Raw genomic sequence first — 20,326 nt, forward strand, 5'->3', positions numbered from 1 at the left:
TGCTGCGCAGCGAGAAGATGGCCGCGGTGGGCCAGCTCACCGCCAGCATCGCGCACGAGGTGAACAACCCGATCGCGGTGATCCAGGGCAACCTCGATCTGGCGCGTGAACTGCTGGGCGACGATGCCCGCAAGGTGGCCGTCGAGCTGACGCTGGTCGATGCGCAGATCGAGCGCATGCGGCTGATCGTGACCCAGCTGCTGCAGTTCGCGCGGCCGACCGAATACGCCGGCTACGTCGACAGCATCGCCCCGGCGCGCGCGCTGGAAGACTGCCTGGTGCTCACCGCGCACCTGCTGGCGCGCACGCACATCACGCTGCAGCGCGACTACGCAGCGAGCCGCAGCGTGGCGATCAACCGGCAGGAGCTGCAGCAGGTGCTGGTGAATCTGATGGTCAACGCCATCCACGCGATGCCGGACGGCGGCACGCTGTGCCTGTCGACACGCGATGCCGGCGACGAGCGGGTGCAGATCATGGTGGCCGACACCGGTGCCGGCCTGCCCGACGACCTGGTGGCCGAGCTGTTCCGCCCCTTCGTCACGCGCAAGCAGGACGGCACCGGCCTGGGCCTGTGGATCAGCCGCAGCCTGGTGGAGCGCTATGGCGGCGACATCCACGCGGCCAACCGCAGCGACGGCATCGCCGGCGCGGTGTTCACGGTGGATTTGCGCTGCGAAGCCGCAGACCCGGACAAACCCTGAACGACAAGCTGTCGCGCCCTGCGGGACTAGACTGAACTCATCCATGTCCAGCAAGCCCATGCTCCAGGTTGCCGTGCTGATCGAGCGGCAACACCAGCCCAACCGGTGGGAGGACTGGCGCTTTGTCGTGGCCGATGTGATTCGCGACGACGGTGACTTCGGCGAGAGCCCGCGGGTGCTGCGCGACGACGGCCACCACGCCCAGACGCTGTACCCGGGCCTGAGTGTCACGCTGCACACCGATGAAGGCGAGGGCTACTACCTCAACCTGAGTTCGGGCGCGCCGGTGTGGTTCGTGATGTGGCGCATCGACGATGAAGACCCCTCCCGCGCCTGGCCGGAGTTCGTCACGCTGTCGTACAACGAAGCCGGCCGCCTGCTGGATGCGCAGGAACGTGTCGACACCGTGCCGCTGCCGGATGATGTCTGCGCCTGGCTGCAGGCCTTTGCCGACGAGCACTACAAGCCCGAGCCCAAGCAGCGCAAGCGGCCGGCCTCGTTCCGTTCGCCCGGGCAGCGCTGAAGGCCGGCGAGCATGAGCGAAGACGGCTCGTTCTTCTCCCGCTGGTCGCAGCGCAAGCTGCAGCTGCGGCAGGGTGTCGTGCCGCCGGCGGAGCCGCCAGCAGCACCGTTGGCGCCGGTGGCCGTGCCGCCGGCGCAGGCTGTCGCCGCCGGCGCGGCCCCGCTCGCGCCGGAGCCCGTGGTCCTGGAGTCACCGCCTCCGCCGCCGCCCACGCTGGCCGAGGCCCAGGCCCTGACCACCGAGTCCGACTTCACGCGCTTCGTCGCGCCTGGCGTCGACAGCCAGGTCCGCAACACCGCGTTGAAGACGCTGTTCACCGATCCGCATTTCAATGTGATGGACGGCCTGGATACTTACATCGACGACTACGGCAAGCCCGATCCCCTGCCCGAGGGCATGCTGCGCAAGATGGCGCAATCCCAGTTCCTCGGCCTTTTCACGGACGAGCCCGTCCCGGCCGCGACCGACGCCACACCCGCGAGCCCGGCAGCAATCGTCCCCCTTCCGATCGCCCCCGATGAAGACACTGATCTGCGACTGCAACCGCACGATGCCGCTGGATGCCCTGGCGCTGAGCCGTGCGCTGAGCCAGACGCCCGGCGCGAGCTCTGAGGGACTGGACACCGTGCACACTCTGCTGTGTCGGCGTGAGGCCGCGGCGTTCCAGCGTGCGGCGAAATCAGGCGACGAGTTGTTGGTCGCCTGCACGCAGGAGAGCCGCTTGTTCGTCGAGCTGAACGACCAGACCGAAGGCGCGCGGCCGGTGGCCGAGCAGCCGATCCGCTTCGTCAACATCCGCGAGACCGGCGGCTGGTCGCGCGATGCCAAAGCCGCGACGCCGAAGATCGCCGCGCTGATTGCCGCCGCGCAGCTGCCCGACCCGGCGCCGGTGGCCACCGTCAGCTACCAGTCCGGTGGCCGCGTGCTGGTGATCGGCCCGGCCGAGCGCGGCGAGCGTGCGGCTGCGATGCTGGCCGAGCGGCTGGACGTGATCCAGCTGGTCGAGTCCGAGGGCCGCGGTGATGGCGGAGCCCTGCCGCAGCAGCGCGACCGCCTGGTGCATGCCGGCCGGCTGACGGCCCTGAGCGGCTGGCTCGGTGCCTTCCAGGCCGAGTGGGAAGCCAACAATCCGATCGACCTGGAGCTGTGCACACGCTGCAATGCCTGCCTCGAGGCCTGCCCGGAAGGCGCGATCGACTTCAGCTACCAGATCGACCTGGCCGCCTGCAAGAGCCACCGGGATTGCGTGCGTGTCTGCGATGCCGCCGGTGCCATCGATTTCGAGCGCCCGGCACGCACGCTCAGCGACCAGGTCGACCTGGTGCTGGACCTGCGCGAGCGCAGCGCGTTCACGCAGCACCAGCCGCCGCAGGGCTACTTTCATGTGGGGGGCGACGAGCGCCGGCTGATCGACGCGGTGCTTCAGCTGCGCGAACTGAGCGGAGAGTTCGAGAAGCCGAAGTTCTTCCAGTACAAGCACAGCCTGTGCGCGCACAGCCGCAACCAGCAGATCGGCTGCACCGCCTGCATCGATGTCTGCTCGGCGCGGGCGATCCGCAGCGATGCCTCCTTGAAAGGCAAGCGCACCGGCAAGGGCGCGGTGGCCGGCGGTACCGGCGCGACAGGCGGCATCGTCGTCGAGCCGCACCTGTGCGTGGGCTGCGGCGCCTGCAGCACGGTGTGCCCGAGCGGCGCGCTGAGTTATGCCTACCCTGGCGCCGTGGACCAGGCGCTGCGTTGGCGCACCTTGCTCGGCACCTACGCCCGTGCCGGCGGACGCGACGCCGCGCTGCTGCTGCACAGCGAAGCCGCCGGCACCCGCTGGCTCAACGAACTGGGCCGCGCCGCGCGTGTCGATCGCCGGCTCCACGGCGTGCCGGCCCGCGTGCTGCCGACCCCGCTGTGGCACACCGCCAGCACCGGGCTGGACCTCTGGCTGGCGGCCATTGCGCAGGGCGCCGCCCAGGTCTGGCTGCTGCTCACCGATGAAGAGGCACCGGAATATCGCCAGGCCTTGCGCGACCAGATGGCGGTGGCGCAGGCCATCCTCAGCGGGCTGGGCTACGCAGGTGAACACTTCCGCGTGATCGAAGTGCAAGACGCACGCGACCTGCCGGCGCTGGATGCGGTGCTGCAATCTCCTGGTGCACAAGGTGTGCGTCAGGCGGCCAGCTTCAATGCCATGGCCGACAAACGCGGCACGCTGGACATTGCGCTCGATCACCTGCTGGCGCAGGCGCCCGCGCGGCCGGACGTCATCGCCTTGCCGGCGAATGGCGGCACTTTTGGCAGCCCTTTCGGCAGCCTGAAGATCAACACCAACGCCTGCACGCTGTGCCTGAGCTGCGTCGGTGCCTGCCCCGAATCGGCGCTGGCTGACAACCCCGAGCGGCCGCAGCTGAAGTTCATCGAAAAGAACTGCGTGCAATGCGGCCTGTGCGCCACGACTTGCCCGGAAAACGCCATCACGCTGGAACCGCGGCTGTGGCTGGCGAACGAAGGCAAGGCCCGCAAGACCACCCGGGTGCTGCACGAAGCCGAACCTTTCTGCTGCGTTCGCTGCGGCAAACCCTTCGGCACCTTGCGCGCGATCGAGAACATGGTCAGCAAGCTGGCCAGCCACTCGGCCTTCCAGGGTGCCGCGGCCGAGCGGCTGAAGATGTGCAGCGACTGCCGCGTGATCGACATCCACAGCAATCCGAATGAAGTGCGCATCACCGATCTCTAGGCCATGAAAGACACGTCCACTCATTCCCTGCACTTCGCCAGCGCCGACGACAGCGAAGAACTCGCCCGCGCCGAGTTGTACGGCCTGCTGGCCCAGCTGTGGATCGGCCCGCCGGACGACGCGCTGCTGCAGCAGTTCAAGGTGGCGGTGACGCAGGCGCCCGAGCCGGGTGCGCACCTCGAAGCGCCGTGGCAGGCGCTGGTCGGTGCCTTGCGTGCGACCGATGCCGTTGCTGCGGCGGCTGAGTACGAGGCCTTGTTCCTGGGGGTCGGCAAGCCGGAGGTGTTTCTCTATGGCTCCTTCTACCTGTCCGGCTTCCTGAACGAACGCCCGCTGGCGCACTTGCGCGAGGACCTCGCGGCGCTGGGCCTGACGCGCGATGCGCAGCGTGGCGAGACCGAGGACCACCTGGCCTACGGCTTCGAAGTGATGCGCTACCTGATCGCCGGCGACGAGGCCGCGGTGTGCAACCTGGCGCAGCAGCAGCGCTTCTTCCGCAAGCACCTGCAACCCTGGGTCGAGAAACTCTGCGACGCCGTCGAGGCCCATCCCCGTGCCGACACCTGGCGCGCGGTGGCTGCGTTCACGCGCGTCTTCATGCAAGTGGAAACCCAAGCCTTCGACATGCTGGAAGCCTGATGACGACAACGATTCCTCCCGAACAGATCACCGGCTTGGTGCTCGCCGGCGGCCGCGGCAGTCGCATGGGCGGCGTCGACAAGGGCTTGCAGAACCACAACGGCATGCCACTGGCGATGCATGCGCTGCTGCGGCTGCAAACCCAGGTGGGCAGCATCATGATCAATGCCAACCGCAACCTCGGGGCTTACGACTCGATGGGCGTCCCGGTCTGGCCCGATGCGGCGGCCGACTACCCGGGCCCGCTGGCCGGCTTCCTGGCCGGGCTGGAGCATTGCGAAACGCCTTACCTGGTGACGGTGCCCTGCGACACGCCGCTGTTCCCGACCGACCTGGTCGAGCGCCTGGCGCAAGCGCTGATCGAGGCCGATGCCGAGCTGGCCATCGCGGTCACGCGTGAAGGCGATGCACTGCAGCGCCAGCCGGTGTTCTGCCTGATGAAGAGCAGCGTGATCGAGGGCCTGATTCCCTTCATCCACAGCGGTCAGCGCAAGATCGACCGCTGGTGCGGCGAGCAGCGCTGTGTCGAGGTGCTGTTCGACGACGCCGGCGCATTCTTCAATGCCAACACGCCGGACGAGTTGCGGAGCTTGCAGACAAAATGAGCGGCCATGATGCATGGCCGGCAGGCCTGGCGCTGCTGCTGTCGCGCCAGTCGGTGGGCATCAAGCACTTGGCCGAGCCGGGGCCGGACGCTGCGCAGCTGCGTCTGATGGCCGACGCCGCGCTGCGCGCGCCGGACCATGCCGGGCTGGTGCCGTTCCGCTTTGCGGTGGTGCAGGGGGCGGCGCGCGAGCGGCTGGCGCAGCTGTTTGCGCAAGTCGCACGGGACGCGGGCAAGGACGAGGCCAGCGTCGCGCTCGATGTCGAACGCGCCCAGCGCGCGCCGGTGACAGTCGCGGTGCTGGCCCGGCTGGACAGCGGCCACCCGCAGGTGCCGGTGCACGAACAGTGGGCCTGCGTCGGCGGCGCCTTGACCAACCTGCTGAACGCCGCTCATGCGCTGGGCTTCGCCGGCAAGATGCTATCCGGCGCCAAGGTACGGCACCCGGCGGTGCAGCAGGCCTTCTGCCGGCCCGGCGAAACCCTGCTGGGCTGGGTGGCGCTGGGCACGCCGGTGAAGAGCCCCCAGCGTGGGCTGGACAAGCCTCGCGCGGTGGATGTGCTGAGTGATTGGGACGCTGGAGTCCGTGGGGCTCTGCCCACTTGACTCTCGCCGCAGCCGGTGCCCGCCAGGTCGCCCAAGAACAGCTTGTCGAGGCTGCGGCGGCCGAACAGTGGGCTGGCTGCCTGCTCTCGGCTGGGCAGCGGCTGCATCTTGACCTCGAAAGTGCCTGTGGCGCGCTGCACCGGGCCGCCGTCCGCAGGTGCCCAGGCGTCATACGAACCGAAGGCCCCGACATGGCCTTCCAGGTCGCGGCTGGCGTAGCCGCGGCCGCCATATGACTTGTCCTCAATCGGGATCACGATCTCGGCGCCTTCGGCCACGGCGTGCCGGTAATGCGCATCGATCTCGGCCACATGCACAACGATTTCGACGGTACCCGCGCCGCCAGCATCCCGGGGCGGGCGGCGCTCATCATGCAAGGCTCCTGTGGCAAGGCTTGACTGGCAGCATTGTGAACTGGATGCCTGTGAATGCGTACAGTATTTATCCATTCCGGTGACGCGATACGTGCGCTTGCGTAATGTTGCGCTTGGCAACGCTGCCGGGCGATGGCAACCTGCACCGCTTGGGAGTGGAGGGCCCTTGTGCCTCGTCGTCATGCTTCGTCGTCATGTGTTGCCGATGCATCCGGTGCTTGCCGGGATCAGCGTTTGAACCACATGCGGCGCATGGGCGCTGGTCTGCTGGCCGGCGGCCTTGCCTTGGGCAGCCTGGCGGCACCCCCGCCTGTGGATCCGGCGCAGGCGCAGCCGATGTGGTCCTACCGCATCGTGCGCGGCGATACGCTGATCGGCGTGGCCGCCACCCAGCTGGGCCCGGGCGCCGGTTGGCGCCCGCTGCAGCGGCTCAACCGCGTGGCCAACCCGCGCCGGCTGCAGCCGGGCCAGGTGCTGCGCATTCCGCTGGCCTGGCTGCGCGTGCAGCCGGTGCGCGCCGAGGTGCTGCATGTGCAGGGCGATGTGCGCGTGCAGCGCGGCGGCAGCGCGGGGAGCGAGGTGGTGGCCGCCGGCGCCACCTTGGGCAGCGGCGACCTGCTGCTGGCCGGCCCCGAATCGGCGCTGGCGCTGAAGTTCGCCGACGGCTCGCGGCTGCTGGTGCGGCCCGACACGCAGGTGCGCTTCGAGCGCTTGGTGCAGATCGGTGCCAGCGGCGTGCCCGACACGCGGCTGCGCCTGGACAGCGGCAGCATCGATTCCCACGTGCAGCCGGCCGGCGCCGGGCGCCGCTACGACATCGGCACGCCGTCGGTGAACCTGGGCGTGCGCGGCACCGAGTTCCGCACGCAGGTGGAGCCGCAAACCCGCACCACGCGGGTCGAGGTCATTGAGGGCAGCGTGGCCGCCGACAACGCGGCGCAGGCCGGTACCCCGGCGGCGGCCATTGGCGCTGGTTTCGGCACCGTGGTGGCGCTGGGCCAGCCGGTGGCCGCGCCACGCCGGCTGCTTGATGCGCCGGATCTAGGCCCCGTGCCGGCCCGCCTGGAGCGTGTGCCCTTGCGCCTGGCCTGGAGCCCGCTGGCCGGGGCCAGCGACTACCGCGCCCAGGTCTTCCCCGCCGAAGGCGTGGATGCGGCTGGCCGCTTGCTGCTCGACGGCCGATTCAAGGAGCCCGGCGCACGCTGGCGCGACCTACCCGATGGCCGCTACGAGCTGCGGGTGCGCGGCGTCGACGCCCAAGGTCTGGAAGGCCGCGACGCACGTCGCAGCTTCGTGCTGAAAGCGCGGCCCGAACCGCCGTTCACCCGCCAGCCGCGGGCCGATGCCCGCCTCTACGGTGAACCGACCCGGCTGGCCTGGACGCGCGCGGAAGGCGTGGCCAGCTACCGTCTGCAACTGGCCGACAGCGCCGATTTCAGCGCGCCGCGCGCCGATCTCGCCGGCCTGAGTGGCACCGAGCACGACATCGCCCTGCCGCCCGGCAGCTACCACTGGCGCGTGGCCAGCGTGCGCGCCGACGGTGACGCCGGCCCCTTCGGCGATGCCCAGGCCTTCACCGTGCGGCCGGTCCCGCCCGCGCCGCCGTTGCAGCCGCCGCGGCTGTCGGAAGCCGGCGTTGTGCTGCGCTGGGCCGCCGGCGAGGCCGGCCAGACCTACGCGCTGCAGGTGGCCCGTGACGCCGCCTTCACCGATCTCGTGCAGGAGCAGGCCAGCGCCCAGCCCGAGGCCACGCTGGCGCTGCCGCCGCCCGGCCGCTATTACCTGCGGGTGCGGGCCGTGGATGCCGACGGCCAGGCCGGGCCCTGGGGCGGCGTGCAGCTGATCGACGTGCCGCAGAGCCGCTGGTGGCTGCTGCTGCCGGCCTTGCTGCTGTTGCTGGTGCTCTGAGCGCCGGCCTGCTGCCACCGGAACCCCTACCCAGATGCCGGCCCCAGCGCGTTGGCCGGTGAGCGGCATCCCTCCGGGCCTGGCCTGGGTGCCGCTGCTCACCGCCGTGCTCGGCGCGCTGCTGGCCTGGGCGATGAGCCAGGCGCCGGTGCTGCGCCGCGCCGACGATGCGCTCGCCGACGCGCAGCTGCGCTGGCTGGCGCCACCGGTGCCGCCCGGCCCGGTGCTGGTGCTGGACATCGACGAGGCCTCGCTGCGCGCCCTGGCGCCCACGCTGGGCGGTTGGCCGCTGCGCCGCGATGCCTATGCGCTGGTGATCGATTACCTGCGCGAAGCCGGCGCCCGGCTGGTGGCCATCGACGTGGTGATGGCCGACGGCCGCAACGGCGATGCCGCGCTGCAGCGCGCGCTGGTGCAGGGCGCGATGCCGGTGGTGCTGGCCGCGGCGGCCTGGCGCTCGCCGGCTGACGCCATGCCGACGGCTTCCGTCACTCCGCGCGACCCGGTCTCATCGGCCCCGGCGCTGCCGCCCTGGCCGGCCCAGGCTCCCGCCACGGCGTGGCCGGGCTGGCTGCTGCCGGCCGAAGGCCTGCGCGGCGCGCCGATCGGTCTGGTCTCGATGCCGCTGGACGGCGACGGCATGCTGCGCCGCCTGGCCGTGCTGCACCGGGCCGGTGATCAGCGCCTGGCGGCCTTGCCCATCGTCGTGCAGCAGGTGCTGGCCGGCGCGGTGCCGCTGGCGTGGCGTGGGTCGGACGATGAATTCCAGTTGGCCGGCAGCCGCTGGCCAGCCGATGCCGAGGGCCGACTGCGCCTGCCGCCGCTGGCCGCCGAGGCCTTGCCGCGCCTGCCCTTCCACGCCGTGGCCGGCGCCGCGCTGGGCCAGCCCACGGTGCCGGGCCTGCGCGAACAACTGGCGGATCGGGTGGTGTTCATCGGCAGCAGCGCCGGCCTCGGCAATCGCGTGATGACGCCGGCCGGCCAGCTCACCGGCACCGAATGGCTGGCGGCCAGCCATGCCGTGCTGGCGGCCGGCCGCGTGATCCGCCCGCCACCGGGCTGGAGCCTGCCTGCCGCGCTGGGGCTGGCGCTGCTGCCGGCGCTGGCACTGTGGCGCCGCGGCCGCCCGGTGCTGCTGCCCGATGCGCTGGCCACGCTGCTGGCTGCAGCCGCGGTGCTGGGCGGCGGCAGCGCCGCGCTGGTGCTGGCGCAGACCCAGCTGCCGGCGCTGCTGCCGCTGGCCACCTTGGCCGCCGGCCTGCTGCTGGCGCTGGCCGCGCAGCAGCGCGACAACCGCCTGGCCGCTGAACACCTGCGTTATGAGCGTGCCGTGGCCGAGGCCGCCAACGCGGCGAAGAGCGAGTTCCTGGCCAGCATGAGCCACGAGCTGCGCACGCCGCTGAACGGCGTGATCGGCGCCTGCCAGCTGCTGCAGGACCATGGCGGCGACGAGCAGCGGCGCGGCGAGCTGCTCGACATCATCCGCGCCAGCAGCAACCACCTGCTGGGCCTGATCGACGGCGTGCTGCACCTGGCGCGCATCGAGTCCGGTGTGCTGGAACTGGTGCGCGAGGACTTCAACCTCATCGACGCGATCGAGGCCGTGATGGCCACCGCCGCGGCACCGGCGCGGAGCAAGGGGCTGCAAATGGCCTGCGTGCCGGACCCCCAGCTGCCGTCCTGGCGCCATGGCGACGTGACCCGGCTGCGCCAGGTGCTGCTGAACCTGCTGGGCAATGCGGTGAAGTTCACACCGCAAGGCGAGGTGGTGCTGCGCGTGGCCGCCGGCGATGCGCCGGAGCAGCTGCGCTTCGAAGTCAGCGACACCGGCATCGGTCTCGATGCGGCGGCGCAGGAGCGCATCTTCGAACCCTTCGCACAGGCCGACAGCGGCACCACGCGCCGCTTCGGCGGCAGCGGCCTGGGCCTGACGATCTGCCGCAAGCTGGTGCTGGCAATGGGTGGCCGCATCACCGTGGACAGCACGGCGGGGCAGGGCGCGTGCTTCACGGTGATCCTGTCGCTGCCGGCGGCGCTGCAGCCGCATGCCGAGGCCGAGCCGCTGGGCTACCGCGTGGCCGTCGTCGAGCCGCATGAAGCCAGCGCACAGGCCTTGACGTGCTTGCTGCAGCGCATGGGCTGCCAGGCCCTGCGCTGCAGCACCGCGCAGGCGCTGCACGCTGCCTGCACCTGGCCCGACGCGCAAGGCCGCCCCGCCTGGCTGCTGGTCGCCACCGATGCGCCCGAGGCATTGGCGCTGATGGAGACCGCGGTCGACTGGGTCGATCCCGAGCGGGTGATCGGCATGAACCGCCTCAGCTGGTACGCCGCCGAATCGGCGCGGGAGCGGGTGCGCTTGCCGCGCAGCGTGATCAAGCCGGTCTTGCGTTCGGCCCTGGTCAGCCGCTTCGGTGCCGCGGCTCGGCTCGAGGGCGCGGCCACCGGACCGCAGCGCCTGGCCGCTGCCGATGCACCGCGCGCCGTGGGCCGCGTGCTGATCGTCGAGGACGATCCGGTGAACCAGACCATCGTCAGTGCGATGCTCGGCCAGGCCGGCTTCTACACCGAGCTGGCGACCGACGGCCGGCAGGCGCTGCAGCGCTGCGCCGAGATGGTCTTCGATGTGCTGCTGATGGACTGGCAAATGCCGGACATGGACGGCATCGAGGTCACGCGCCGGCTGCGCGCGGGCGACGGCGGCGAGGCGGGGCGCCACGTGCCGGTGGTGGCCTTGACGGCGAATGCCTTCGCGGAGGACCGCGCGGCCTGCCTGGCCGCCGGCATGAACGATTTCCTCAGCAAGCCGGTGGTCGCCGACGACCTGGTGGCGGTGGTCAGCCGCTGGTGCCAGGTCCCGCGGCCAGCCCCATCGCCTGTTGCAGGGCGACACCCGTGAAGCGCTCGCGCCGCGTCGGCCAGTCCAGCACCAGTGCACGGATGCACGCGTTCTGCGGGGCGGCCAGGCCCAACGAAGTCGCGAGCCGGATCACCTCGCCCTGCAAGGCATCCACCTCGGTGGTCCGGCCCAGCGCCAGGTCGTCGGCCATGCTGGAGCGGGCCTTGTCGTCGATGCGCAGCATGCGCGCCGCGACGATGCGGAACAGCGGCGTCGGCAGCCGCAGCACCGACGGCACCCAGGCCGGCGGCAGCGGCGACATCTTTGCCGGCCGGATGCCGGCGCGGCCCAGCACGGCCAGCGTCTCGGCGATCAGGGCCGCCGTGCAGCCGCGCAGGTCGCGGTCCAGCAACTGGGCGCGCAGCGGCAGGCCCGACAGCGCGTTGACGGCATTGTTCAGGTTCAGCAGCAGCTTGCCCCACTGCACCGGTGCCAAGTCGGCGTGCAAGGCCATCGGCAGCCCGGCGGCGTGGAAACGCGGCAGCCAGTGGCGCAAGGCCGCGTGGTCCTGCGCAGCCAGCACGCCCTCGGTGCCGCGGTGGAAGCGGCCCGGCCCCAGTTCGGCGACGTTGTAAGGCACCATGCCCGGCAGCCATTGCAGCGACGGCGCCGCCTGCTGCGCGGTGGCCACGTTCGACAAGCCGTTCTGCATCGACAGCACCGGCGTGCCGGCCGGCAGGCAGTCGCCCAGCTGGCGCGCGGCGTCGGCGGTGGCACCGCTCTTCACGCACAGCAGCACCAGCGAGGGCCTGGCGCCGGCAGGCACCTCGTCGAAGAGTTGCAGCCGATCGGCGGGCACCTCGGTCCGGCCGCCTTCGCGGTCGGTCAGCGTCAGGCCGTTGCGGCGCAAGGCATCCAGCACCCGCGGCCGACCGACCAGTTGCACCGCCGTACCAGCGGCGGCCAGGCGGCCGCCGAGCCAGCAGCCGATGCTGCCGGCGCCCATCACCAGAATGCCGGGTGTCGGGCCTGTATCGATCACCGGGCCAGTGGCGCGGCGAGGTCACGCAGGTGCGTCGGGCCGGCGCGGCGTTCGATCTCGGCCAGCAGCTCGCGGCCCCAGCCGGCGGCAAACAGCCATTCGCCGACGACGAACATCGGCCCGACCAGCAGCCCGACGAGGTCGTCGACGAAGGCCGGCTTGCGACCTTCGTAGTAGTGGCCGATGAACTGCAGGATCCAGCCGACGACGAAGATGCCCAAGCCCCAGCCCAGCCAACTGGCCATCGAACCCGCCGCCAGCGGGTGCGCCGCGGCGATCAGCACGCCGTTGACCAGGCTGGTGGCCAGCCCCAGCACCAGGTTGCCGCGCGTCAGGTACCAGGCGGTGGCAAGCGCCCAGACGATCCAGGCCGCGCTCACGCCCATCACGCTGGCACGCGCCAGCAGCACGCCGATCGCGAACACGATCATTGGAATGCCGAGGAAGTGGGTGGCGATGTTGCGGCGGTCGCGGTGGTACATCGCGTACTGCACCATCAGGTCGTTGGCGGGGCGGAAAGGCGTGGCGGCCATGGCGTGCATCCAGTGTGTTTGCCGATGGTTGGACAGTTCAGCACAGGGCCCTGCTTCTGTCAAAGCGGGCTGTCCCCATGGCGTCATGCCGGGCTTCATAGAATTGCCCAACTTCAGGGACTACCGGCAATGACCATCAAGAGCGACAAGTGGATCCGGCGCATGGCCGAGCAGACCGGCATGATCGAGCCCTTCGAGCCCGGCCAGGTGCGGCAATCGGCGGATGGACAGAAGATCGTCAGCTACGGCACCTCCAGCTACGGCTACGACATTCGCTGCGCGCCGGAGTTCAAGGTCTTCACCAACATCCACTCGACGGTGGTGGACCCGAAGAACTTCGACGAAAAAAGCTTCGTCGACATCCATGCGGATGTCTGCATCATCCCGCCCAACAGCTTTGCCCTGGCCCGCACGGTGGAGTACTTCCGCATCCCGCGCAACGTGCTGACCATCTGCCTGGGCAAGAGCACCTACGCGCGCTGCGGCATCATTGTCAACGTCACACCCTTCGAGCCCGAATGGGAAGGCTTCGTGACGCTGGAGTTCAGCAACACCACGCCGCTGCCGGCCAAGATCTACGCCGGTGAAGGCTGCGCGCAGGTGCTGTTCTTCGAAAGCGACGAGGTCTGCGAGACCAGCTACAAGGACCGCGGCGGCAAGTACCAGGGCCAGCGCGGCGTTACCTTGCCCAAGACCTGAACTGCGCTGCCCGCGTGCCGCTTCTCGGGGCTTTGCGCGGCAGGCCGAAGCGGATGATCAGCAGCGTTCCCTCCTGGGAGTGCCCTGATGATCCCGAACCCCGAAGTCACCGAACTCGACCGCCTGCCGCGCGAATTCTTCGGCGGCGGCCGCAAGCTGCCGGCGCTGGTGCCGGCCTGCTGCGTCGACATGGGGCTGCTGGCCAGCTTCCAGGACCGCATGGCAGCGAGCGGTGAGCCGGTGCAGGTGCAGCGCATGCGCTACGACCGGATCTACGCGATCGAGCGTATCGCGATGGGCCACGCGATGTCGGATCCCGTGGCGCGCCGCATCGCGGTGCTGCTGTTCGAGATCTACCAGGGCAACGCGCCCGCCTGAGTGGCGCTGGCCCGGGGCATTGTTCACTGCCGCAAGGCGCTGTCCAGCCAATCGCAGCGCAGCACGCCGCGCCGGTGCAGGCGCTTGCGCAGCGTGACGTACAGCGACGGCACGAAGTACAGCGCCACACAGGTGGCCACGCCGAATTCCGGCGCCAGCAGCACGGCCGCCGGCACGCCCATCCAGCCCAGGATCCAGCACGTCAGCATCGCGTCCCAGAGCTGATACTCCACTGTGCGTTCCCGGTGGTGGGTCTGATACCAGCGTTTGACGGTGACCAGCTGCTGCAGTGTCATGGCGGCCTCACGGATCAGGGCTTGCCCTGATCTTAGGCTTGTTGTCAGCTTCGTGTCAGCAAAATCGAGGGGATCAGTGGCGTCATGTGGAACGCCCGAGGAGACACGCCCATGACCCCTGCATCCCGCGCCCAGGAGCGCATGACCGCGATGCGCGCCGCCGACAAGGGCAAGGTGGTCAGCGCCGCCGAAGCCGTGCAACTGCTGGCCGACGGCGACATGCTGGCGACCGGCGGCTTCGTCGGCATCGGCTTTCCTGAGAACCTGGCGGTGGCGCTGGAAGAGCGCTTCCTGGCCACCGGCACGCCGCGCCAGCTGGGCCTGGCCTATGCCGCGGGGCAGGGCGATGGCAAGACGCGGGGCCTGAACCATCTGGGCCATGCCGGCCTGGTGGGCAAGGTCATCGGTGGCCACTGGGGCCTGGTGCCGGCGCTGCAGAAACTGGCCGTGGCCGGCGAGATCGAGGCCTGGAACCTGCCGCAGGGCGTGATCTCGCACCTGTTCCGTGACATCGCGGCGGGCAAGCCGGGGCACCTGTCGAGGGTCGGCCTGGGCACCTTCGTCGACCCGCGTTTCGGTGGTGGCCGCATCAACGATCGATCGACCGAAGAACGGGTGCGCCTGATGCCCATCGACGGCGAGGATTACCTGTTCTACAAGGCCTTTCCGATCGACGTGGCTTTCATCCGCGGCACCACCGCGGACACCGACGGCAACATCACGATGGAGCGCGAGGCGCTGACGCTGGAAGCGCTGGCCATCGCGATGGCCGCGCGCAATTCCGGCGGCATCGTCATCGTGCAGGTGGAGCGGCTGGCGCAGGCGCAGTCGCTGCACCCGCGGCAGGTCAAGATTCCCGGTGTGCTGGTGGATTGCGTGGTGGTCGCCGAAAAACCGGAATACCACCAGCAGACCTTCGCCGAACCCTACAGCGCGGCCTTCGCCGGCGAGATCCGCGTGCCGGCCGGGCATGTGGCGACCATGCCGCCCAGCGACCGCAAGACCATCGCGCGCCGAGCGGCGCTGGAGTTGAAGCCCAACAGCGTGGTCAACCTCGGCATCGGCATGCCCGAGGGCGTGGCGGCCGTCGCAGCCGAAGAGCGTGTGATCGACCTGATCACGCTGACCGCCGAGCCGGGCGTGATCGGCGGCATCCCGGCCGGCGGCCTGAATTTCGGCGCGGCGGTGAACACGCAGGCCATCATCGACCAGCCCTACCAGTTCGATTTCTACGATGGCGGCGGGCTGGACATCGCCTTCCTCGGCCTGGCGCAGGCCGATGCGCAGGGCAACCTGAATGTCAGCAAGTTCGGCCCGCGACTGGCCGGGGCGGGCGGCTTCATCAACATCAGCCAGAACGCCAAGCGCGTGGTCTTCGTCGGCAGCTTCCTGGCCAATGGCCCCGATGGTTCGTGCGTGCCCAAGTTCGTGCGCGAGGTCGAGCACCGCACCTTCTCCGGCCGCGAGGCCTGGCGGCGCGGCCAGCCGGTGCTCTACGTGACCGAGCGCTGCGTGTTCCGCTTGCACGAACAGGGCCTGGAGCTCTCCGAGATCGCGCCCGGCGTGGACCTGCAGCGCGATATCCTGGCGCTGATGGACTTCATGCCGGTCATCGAGCGGCCGCCCACGCTGATGGACGCTGCGATCTTCGGGCAGGACAGCATGGGCCTGCGTGCCCGGCTGCTGATGCTGCCGCTGGCCGACCGCTTCATCTACCTGGCGGCGCAGAACACCATGTTCATCAATTTCGAGCGGCTGGCGCTGCGCACGGCAGACGACGTGGAGGCCGTGCGCCAGGAGGTCGAGCGCCATCTCGTGCCGCTGGGCCGCAAGGTGTATGCGGTGGTGAACTACGACCACTTCGTGCTCGACCCGGAGGTGGAAGACGCCTGGGCTGCCACGGTGCGCGCGCTGGTCGACCGGTTCTACCTCAATGTCGTGCGCTACAGCACCTCGGGCTTCCTGCGGGCCAAGCTCGGGCCGGCGCTGGCGGCGCGCGGCGTGGCGCCGCACATCTTCGAAAGCGCCGGCGAAGCGCAGGCCCAGTTGCGCAGTGCTGGGTGAGCTTCTCAAGCACATGTGGCTCTGCCACTTTGCTTGACCTCCTCGGGGGGCCTGACGCGAAGCGACAGGTCTGCGGCGCTCAGTTCGCGACGGTGAATCGTTGGCGTGGGTGCTTCGGCGTTTCCAGCTCATCCACCACCGCGACGGCCAGGTCCTGCACCGAAATGCCGGCCGGCTGATCGCCGTTCATCAGCAACTGATCCTGACCCAGCCGGTAGGCGCCGCTGCGCTGGCCGGGCTGCAGCATCGCCGGCGGCGACACGAAGGTCCAGTTCAGAACGGTCTCTTGCCGCAGCTCGTTCAGCGCCTGCCGGGCAGCCTGCGCGCCGGGCACGATGTTCGGCGGCACATGGTCCAGGAAGGCCGGCGTATCGACCAACTGCACGCCCGGTGCGACATACAGGCTGCCGGCCCCGCCGATCACCACCAGCCGCGCTACGTGGGCCTTCTGCGCAGCGGCGACGATGGCGCGGCTGCCGGCGAGGAAGCGGTCATGCAGCTGCGGGTCGGTCCAGCCCGGGTTGAAGGCACTCAGCACGACCTCATGGCCTTCCACGGCCTGCGCGACCTGGGTTGCGTCGTAGACATCGGCGGTGGCGGTGCGCAGGCCATCGCGTGCCACCAGCTTGGCCGGGTCGCGCACCAGCGCGGTGACCTGGTGGCCGCGCTGCAGCAATTCGTCCAGCAGCGCCGAGCCGACAAAACCGGTGGCGCCAATCAATGCGATCTTCATGTGAACTCCAGGGGGTTGGTGGATGAACGAATGATGCTGGCTTCACAATCGAACGACTAGACGGTCGGAATCACTATGTCTTTGAAGCCTGACTTCAAAGCGGACGCCAAAGTCGATGATCTGCAGGCCATGGCGGTGTTTGCCGCGGTGGTGCAGCAGGGCTCGATGAGCGGCGCCGCGCGACAGCTGGCGATGACGCCCTCGGCGGTGAGCCAGCGCGTGCGTGCGCTGGAGGCCGCGCATGGCGTGACGCTGCTGCACCGATCCACCCGCAAGTTGACGCTCACCGAGGTGGGTGCGCGTGTGCACGCGCATTGCGCAGCGGTGGTGCAGGCGGCCGACGCCGCGCGCGAGCAGATGCAGCTGGCGCGTGACACGCTGAGCGGCGAGTTGCGCCTGTCCGCCCCGGTGGGGTTTGCGCGCCACGTGGCGCCGGCGTTGGCGCCGCTGCTGGTCCAGCATCCCGCCTTGCGCCTGCGCCTGCTGGTCGACGACCGCATGATCGACCTGATCGATGCCCGCGTCGATCTGGCGCTGCGGGCCGGCAAGCTGGCCGATTCCAGCTGGGTCGCGCGGCGCCTGTGCAGCTTTCACTGGGCGCTGTGCGCGGCCCCGGCCTACCTGGCGCGCAAGGGCACGCCGCGGCAGCCGGCTGACTTGCTGATGCATGAATGGATCGCCCATGAAACCGGCGCCGCTGGCCTGGCGATCGAGCTGAGCGCGGGCGACGGTGCGCTCGAGCGTGTGCGGGTCGAGCCGCGCATCGTCAGCAACAACCAGCTGACGGTCGGCCAGATGTGCGCCGCCGGCCTGGGCCTGGCGCTGCTGGTGCGGCCCGATGCCGAGGACGACTTGCGCAGTGGCCGCGTGCTGCCGCTGCTGAGCGACTGGCAGCTGCCGGCGACGCCGGTGTGGGGCGTCACGCCGCAGCGTGACAGCCAGCCGGCCAAGGTGCGGCATGCGCTGGCGGCCTTGCAGACCGCGTTGCGCGCGCTGCCCGGCGCCGGCGAATGATCAGCCCGGGAAGCTGCCCACGAAACTGCCAGGCAGCAGGATGCCGCGGTCCACGGTGCCGATCTGCGTGTGGCCGCAGAAGGCCATCGTCACGTCGAGCTCCTTGTGGATGATCTGCAGCGCCTTGCTCACGCCGGCCTCGCCCATCGCGCCCAAGCCGTAGACCATGGCGCGGCCGATCCAGCAGCCGCGGGCGCCCAGCGCCCAGGCCTTCAGCACGTCCTGGCCGGAGCGGATGCCGCCGTCCATGTGCACCTCGATCCGGGAGCCCGCCTCGGCGACGATGGCCGGCAGCGATTCGATGCTCGACGGTGCGCCGTCGAGCTGGCGGCCGCCGTGGTTGCTGACGACGATGGCATCGGCGCCGCTTTGCACCGCCAGGCGTGCGTCCTCGACGTCCAGGATGCCCTTCAGGATCAGCTTGCCACCCCAGCGTTCCTTGACCCAGGCCACATCGGCCCAGGACAGGCGCGGGTCGAACTGCTCGTTGGTCCAGGCGGCCAGTGAGCTCATGTCGCTGACGCCTTTCACATGGCCGACCAGGTTGCGGAACGTGTGACGCCGCGTGCCGGCCATGCCCAGGCACCAGCGCGGCTTGCCCAGCAGGTTGACGATGTTGCGCAGCGTCGGCCGTGGCGGCGCGGTGAGGCCGTTCTTCAGGTCCTTGTGGCGCTGGCCGATGACCTGCAGGTCCAGCGTCAGCACCAGCGCGCTGCAGCGCGCGGCACGGGCGCGTTCGATCATGCGCGCCATCGCTTCGCGGTCGCGCATCATGTAGAGCTGGAACCAGAACGGCGCGCTGGTGTGCTCGGCGATGTCCTCGATCGAGCAGATGCTCATCGTCGACAGCGTGAACGGGATGCCGAACTTCTCGGCTGCGCGGGCAGCGTGGATCTCACCGTCGGCATGCTGCATGCCGGTCAGGCCCACCGGTGCGATGGCCACCGGCATCTTGGCGGCCTGGCCGACGAGGTGCGTCGCGGTGCTGCGGTTCTCCAAGTTCACCGCCACGCGCTGGCGCAGCTTGATCTTCTGGAAGTCCGCGCTGTTGGCGCGGTAGGTGCTCTCGGTCCAGCTGCCGGAATCGGCATAGTCGTAGAACATGCGCGGCACGCGTTTTTCCGCCAGCACGCGCAGGTCTTCGATGGTGGTGATCACGGTCATGTCGTTGTGTCTCCTCAACGGAGACGATGCTAGCGGCGGGTCGTTGCGCGCAGCCGGAAACTTCGTCAGGCCAGGCCGGAAAGCCAGGCGGCCGATTGCTGTTCCGCTTGCCGGCAGACGTCCTGCAGCCAATGCGCGAACACCGAGGCCGCGCCTTCGGACCGGTGCAGCACCAGGTAGTACGGATTGGCGGCTGGCACGGTCAGCGTGAACAGCGGCTGCAAGGTGCCGGTGGCCAGCCAGTGGCGGGCCAGCGTGGGCCGGGCCAGCGCCACGCCCTGGCCAGAGACGGCTGCCTCCATCGTCATGCCCAGATCCACCAGCCGCGGGCCGCTGCTCGGCTCGGGCCAGGCCAGGCCGGCGGCGCGGAACCATGGTGTCCACGGCTCCAGCGGGCTGCGCAGCAATGGCGCGTGCTGCAGGTCGGCGGGCTCGCGCAGCGGTGGCAGCCGGGCGATCAGTGCCGGCGCAGCCACCGGCAGCACGCGGTCGTCGAGCAGCGGCTGGCCCTTGTCGGCGCCGGTGCGCACCTCGATGTCGGCGTCGTGCGGCGAGCTGTCGAGGAAGGGGATCGACAGCAGCAGTTCCAGCTCGATCTCGGGATGCGCTTCCGTGAAGCTTTCCAGCGCCGGCACCAGGATCTGGCGCGCAAAGGTCGGCGGTGTCGTCACACGCAGCCGCGCGATGCGCTGCACTGCGCGCTGGTGCAGCGGCATCGCCGCCAGCAGGCCCAGTGCGGCGCTCACCTGGCCCAGGTACTCCTTGCCGGCGCTGGTCAGGGCCAGGGTCTTGCCGGTGCGCAGCAGCAAGGGCGTGGCGACCAGTTCTTCGAGCGTCGCGACCCGCTTGCTGACGGCACTGGCGGTGATCGCCAACTCGTCGGCGGCGCGTTCGAAGGTGCCCAGCCGCGACGCCGCCTCGAAGGCCCGCAGGCCGTCGATCGACGGAAAACGCAGCGCGTGCGGGTCAGCGGCCATGGCCGCCGACTGTAGCGGCTGACGGTGGCGGGTCATGAGACCGGTTCAGCGGCGGCAACCGCCGCTACGATGCAGCCGATGACGCTGCCCGAGCCCCCCGCATCGCCTCCGCTCACCCGCCCGCTGTGGCGGCGCATGCTGTGGCTGGTGGCGGGGGTGCTGAGCCTGGCCACCGGCATCGTCGGCATCTTCGTGCCGCTGCTGCCGACCACGCCTTTCGTGCTGTTGGCCGCCTTCTGCTTCTCTCGCAGCAGTGCGCGCTGCGAGCGCTGGCTGCTCACGCACCCGCGCTTCGGCCCGACGGTGCGCGATTGGCGTGAACACCGTGCGGTGCCGCTGCGCGCCAAGCAGGCCTCGGCGGTGATGATGACCGTGGGCTCGGCCTGGGCCGCTTTCACGCTGCCGCTGCGCGTGGCCTGGCTGCCGGCGCTGTGCTGCCTGGTCGTCGGCATCTGGCTGTGGCGCCTGCCCACGCGCCAGCGGCCGGAATAGTCCTTGTCGGCG

20 protein-coding genes are annotated in these 20,326 nt (G+C 70.2%); 14 read left to right on the forward strand and 6 right to left on the reverse strand.

The genetic code is table 11. The annotated features are described in order from the left end of the window. The 9 genes from VLK61_RS21680 to VLK61_RS21720 form a co-directional block, all read left to right on the forward strand. The coding region (locus tag VLK61_RS21680; RefSeq protein ID WP_325423828.1) for a sensor histidine kinase at nucleotides 1-704 on the forward strand (704 nt) is incomplete at its 5' end. A gap of 43 nt (nucleotides 705-747) precedes the next feature. Continuing rightward, on the forward strand, nucleotides 748-1,227 hold the full coding sequence (locus VLK61_RS21685; RefSeq protein WP_325423830.1) for a DUF3305 domain-containing protein: 480 nt from the start codon (nucleotides 748-750) through the stop codon (nucleotides 1,225-1,227). A 12-nt stretch (nucleotides 1,228-1,239) separates the two neighbouring features. Continuing rightward, a complete protein-coding gene (locus VLK61_RS21690) occupies nucleotides 1,240-1,839 on the forward strand; it encodes a DUF3306 domain-containing protein (protein ID WP_325423832.1) in 600 nt (199 codons plus the stop codon). Further along, entirely contained in the window at nucleotides 1,745-3,955 is a 2,211-nt protein-coding gene (locus VLK61_RS21695; RefSeq protein WP_325423834.1) for a 4Fe-4S binding protein, read from the forward strand. Before VLK61_RS21690 ends, VLK61_RS21695 begins: the two co-directional genes overlap by 95 nt. A gap of 3 nt (nucleotides 3,956-3,958) precedes the next feature. Continuing rightward, nucleotides 3,959-4,594 (forward strand): TorD/DmsD family molecular chaperone, encoded by a 636-nt coding sequence (locus VLK61_RS21700; RefSeq protein ID WP_325423836.1) that lies wholly within the window; start codon nucleotides 3,959-3,961, stop codon nucleotides 4,592-4,594. Further along, entirely contained in the window at nucleotides 4,594-5,199 is a 606-nt protein-coding gene (gene mobA, locus VLK61_RS21705; protein ID WP_325423838.1) for a molybdenum cofactor guanylyltransferase MobA, read from the forward strand. Before VLK61_RS21700 ends, mobA begins: the two co-directional genes overlap by 1 nt. After that, nucleotides 5,196-5,804, forward strand: coding sequence for a nitroreductase family protein (locus VLK61_RS21710; RefSeq protein WP_325423840.1), 609 nt, complete (start codon nucleotides 5,196-5,198; stop codon nucleotides 5,802-5,804). Before mobA ends, VLK61_RS21710 begins: the two co-directional genes overlap by 4 nt. A gap of 626 nt (nucleotides 5,805-6,430) precedes the next feature. Next, nucleotides 6,431-8,086 (forward strand): FecR domain-containing protein, encoded by a 1,656-nt coding sequence (locus tag VLK61_RS21715; protein ID WP_325423842.1) that lies wholly within the window; start codon nucleotides 6,431-6,433, stop codon nucleotides 8,084-8,086. A gap of 58 nt (nucleotides 8,087-8,144) precedes the next feature. Beyond that, entirely contained in the window at nucleotides 8,145-10,982 is a 2,838-nt protein-coding gene (locus VLK61_RS21720) for a CHASE2 domain-containing protein (protein ID WP_325423844.1), read from the forward strand. Here VLK61_RS21720 and VLK61_RS21725 read toward each other — a convergent pair. Together VLK61_RS21725 and VLK61_RS21730 are read right to left on the reverse strand one after the other, a co-directional pair. After that, a complete protein-coding gene (locus tag VLK61_RS21725; protein ID WP_414636844.1) occupies nucleotides 10,921-11,928 on the reverse strand; it encodes a 2-dehydropantoate 2-reductase in 1,008 nt (335 codons plus the stop codon). The genes VLK61_RS21720 and VLK61_RS21725 overlap by 62 nt on opposite strands. A gap of 32 nt (nucleotides 11,929-11,960) precedes the next feature. Then, a complete protein-coding gene (locus tag VLK61_RS21730; protein WP_325423847.1) occupies nucleotides 11,961-12,497 on the reverse strand; it encodes a DUF962 domain-containing protein in 537 nt (178 codons plus the stop codon). A gap of 129 nt (nucleotides 12,498-12,626) precedes the next feature. Between VLK61_RS21730 and dcd the strand changes: the two genes are divergently transcribed. Further along, nucleotides 12,627-13,196, forward strand: a complete 570-nt coding sequence (dcd, locus tag VLK61_RS21735; RefSeq protein WP_325423849.1) for a dCTP deaminase — start codon at nucleotides 12,627-12,629, stop codon at nucleotides 13,194-13,196. A gap of 87 nt (nucleotides 13,197-13,283) precedes the next feature. Further along, the gene (locus VLK61_RS21740; protein ID WP_325423851.1) at nucleotides 13,284-13,574 is read left to right on the forward strand and encodes a hypothetical protein; all 291 of its coding nucleotides are present in this window, start codon (nucleotides 13,284-13,286) and stop codon (nucleotides 13,572-13,574) included. Between the two features lie 23 nt (nucleotides 13,575-13,597). Here VLK61_RS21740 and VLK61_RS21745 read toward each other — a convergent pair whose 3' ends face one another. Continuing rightward, nucleotides 13,598-13,870 carry a hypothetical protein gene (locus VLK61_RS21745; protein WP_325423853.1) on the reverse strand — a complete coding sequence of 91 codons (273 nt, stop codon included), beginning with the start codon at nucleotides 13,868-13,870 and terminating at the stop codon, nucleotides 13,598-13,600. A 111-nt stretch (nucleotides 13,871-13,981) separates the two neighbouring features. Between VLK61_RS21745 and VLK61_RS21750 the strand changes: the two genes are divergently transcribed. Further along, the gene (locus tag VLK61_RS21750) at nucleotides 13,982-15,934 is read left to right on the forward strand and encodes an acyl CoA:acetate/3-ketoacid CoA transferase (RefSeq protein WP_325423855.1); all 1,953 of its coding nucleotides are present in this window, start codon (nucleotides 13,982-13,984) and stop codon (nucleotides 15,932-15,934) included. Between the two features lie 79 nt (nucleotides 15,935-16,013). Here VLK61_RS21750 and VLK61_RS21755 read toward each other — a convergent pair whose 3' ends face one another. Next, a complete protein-coding gene (locus VLK61_RS21755) occupies nucleotides 16,014-16,667 on the reverse strand; it encodes an NAD(P)-dependent oxidoreductase (RefSeq protein ID WP_325423857.1) in 654 nt (217 codons plus the stop codon). Between the two features lie 75 nt (nucleotides 16,668-16,742). Here VLK61_RS21755 and VLK61_RS21760 point away from each other — a divergent pair, with 75 nt between their 5' ends. Beyond that, nucleotides 16,743-17,681, forward strand: a complete 939-nt coding sequence (locus tag VLK61_RS21760; protein WP_325423859.1) for a LysR family transcriptional regulator — start codon at nucleotides 16,743-16,745, stop codon at nucleotides 17,679-17,681. On the opposite strand, the gene VLK61_RS21765 is transcribed toward VLK61_RS21760, so the two are convergent. Next, the gene (locus VLK61_RS21765) at nucleotides 17,682-18,845 is read right to left on the reverse strand and encodes an alpha-hydroxy acid oxidase (RefSeq protein ID WP_325423861.1); all 1,164 of its coding nucleotides are present in this window, start codon (nucleotides 18,843-18,845) and stop codon (nucleotides 17,682-17,684) included. Nucleotides 18,846-18,910: 65 nt separating this feature from the next. After that, nucleotides 18,911-19,822, reverse strand: coding sequence for a LysR substrate-binding domain-containing protein (locus tag VLK61_RS21770; RefSeq protein WP_325423863.1), 912 nt, complete (start codon nucleotides 19,820-19,822; stop codon nucleotides 18,911-18,913). Nucleotides 19,823-19,900: 78 nt separating this feature from the next. Here VLK61_RS21770 and VLK61_RS21775 point away from each other — a divergent pair, with 78 nt between their 5' ends. After that, the gene (locus tag VLK61_RS21775; protein WP_325423865.1) at nucleotides 19,901-20,314 is read left to right on the forward strand and encodes a YbaN family protein; all 414 of its coding nucleotides are present in this window, start codon (nucleotides 19,901-19,903) and stop codon (nucleotides 20,312-20,314) included. The last annotated feature ends 12 nt before the right edge of the window (nucleotides 20,315-20,326 follow it).

The sequence above is a fragment of the Aquabacterium sp. genome, assembly GCF_035476535.1.
Taxonomy (GTDB): Bacteria; Pseudomonadota; Gammaproteobacteria; order Burkholderiales; family Burkholderiaceae_C; genus Pseudaquabacterium.

Coding starts and splice junctions, on each gene's coding strand:
- VLK61_RS21685 (WP_325423830.1), top strand. CDS start 748: ATGTCCAGCAAGCCCATGCTCCAGGTTGCCGTGCTGATCGAGCGGCAA.
- VLK61_RS21690 (WP_325423832.1), top strand. CDS start 1,240: ATGAGCGAAGACGGCTCGTTCTTCTCCCGCTGGTCGCAGCGCAAGCTG.
- VLK61_RS21695 (WP_325423834.1), top strand. CDS start 1,745: ATGAAGACACTGATCTGCGACTGCAACCGCACGATGCCGCTGGATGCC.
- VLK61_RS21700 (WP_325423836.1), top strand. CDS start 3,959: ATGAAAGACACGTCCACTCATTCCCTGCACTTCGCCAGCGCCGACGAC.
- mobA (WP_325423838.1), top strand. CDS start 4,594: ATGACGACAACGATTCCTCCCGAACAGATCACCGGCTTGGTGCTCGCC.
- VLK61_RS21710 (WP_325423840.1), top strand. CDS start 5,196: ATGAGCGGCCATGATGCATGGCCGGCAGGCCTGGCGCTGCTGCTGTCG.
- VLK61_RS21715 (WP_325423842.1), top strand. CDS start 6,431: ATGGGCGCTGGTCTGCTGGCCGGCGGCCTTGCCTTGGGCAGCCTGGCG.
- VLK61_RS21725 (WP_414636844.1), bottom strand. CDS start 11,928: ATGGGCGCCGGCAGCATCGGCTGCTGGCTCGGCGGCCGCCTGGCCGCC.
- VLK61_RS21730 (WP_325423847.1), bottom strand. CDS start 12,497: ATGGCCGCCACGCCTTTCCGCCCCGCCAACGACCTGATGGTGCAGTAC.
- dcd (WP_325423849.1), top strand. CDS start 12,627: ATGACCATCAAGAGCGACAAGTGGATCCGGCGCATGGCCGAGCAGACC.
- VLK61_RS21740 (WP_325423851.1), top strand. CDS start 13,284: ATGATCCCGAACCCCGAAGTCACCGAACTCGACCGCCTGCCGCGCGAA.
- VLK61_RS21745 (WP_325423853.1), bottom strand. CDS start 13,870: ATGACACTGCAGCAGCTGGTCACCGTCAAACGCTGGTATCAGACCCAC.
- VLK61_RS21750 (WP_325423855.1), top strand. CDS start 13,982: ATGACCCCTGCATCCCGCGCCCAGGAGCGCATGACCGCGATGCGCGCC.
- VLK61_RS21755 (WP_325423857.1), bottom strand. CDS start 16,667: ATGAAGATCGCATTGATTGGCGCCACCGGTTTTGTCGGCTCGGCGCTG.
- VLK61_RS21760 (WP_325423859.1), top strand. CDS start 16,743: ATGTCTTTGAAGCCTGACTTCAAAGCGGACGCCAAAGTCGATGATCTG.
- VLK61_RS21765 (WP_325423861.1), bottom strand. CDS start 18,845: ATGACCGTGATCACCACCATCGAAGACCTGCGCGTGCTGGCGGAAAAA.
- VLK61_RS21770 (WP_325423863.1), bottom strand. CDS start 19,822: ATGGCCGCTGACCCGCACGCGCTGCGTTTTCCGTCGATCGACGGCCTG.
- VLK61_RS21775 (WP_325423865.1), top strand. CDS start 19,901: ATGACGCTGCCCGAGCCCCCCGCATCGCCTCCGCTCACCCGCCCGCTG.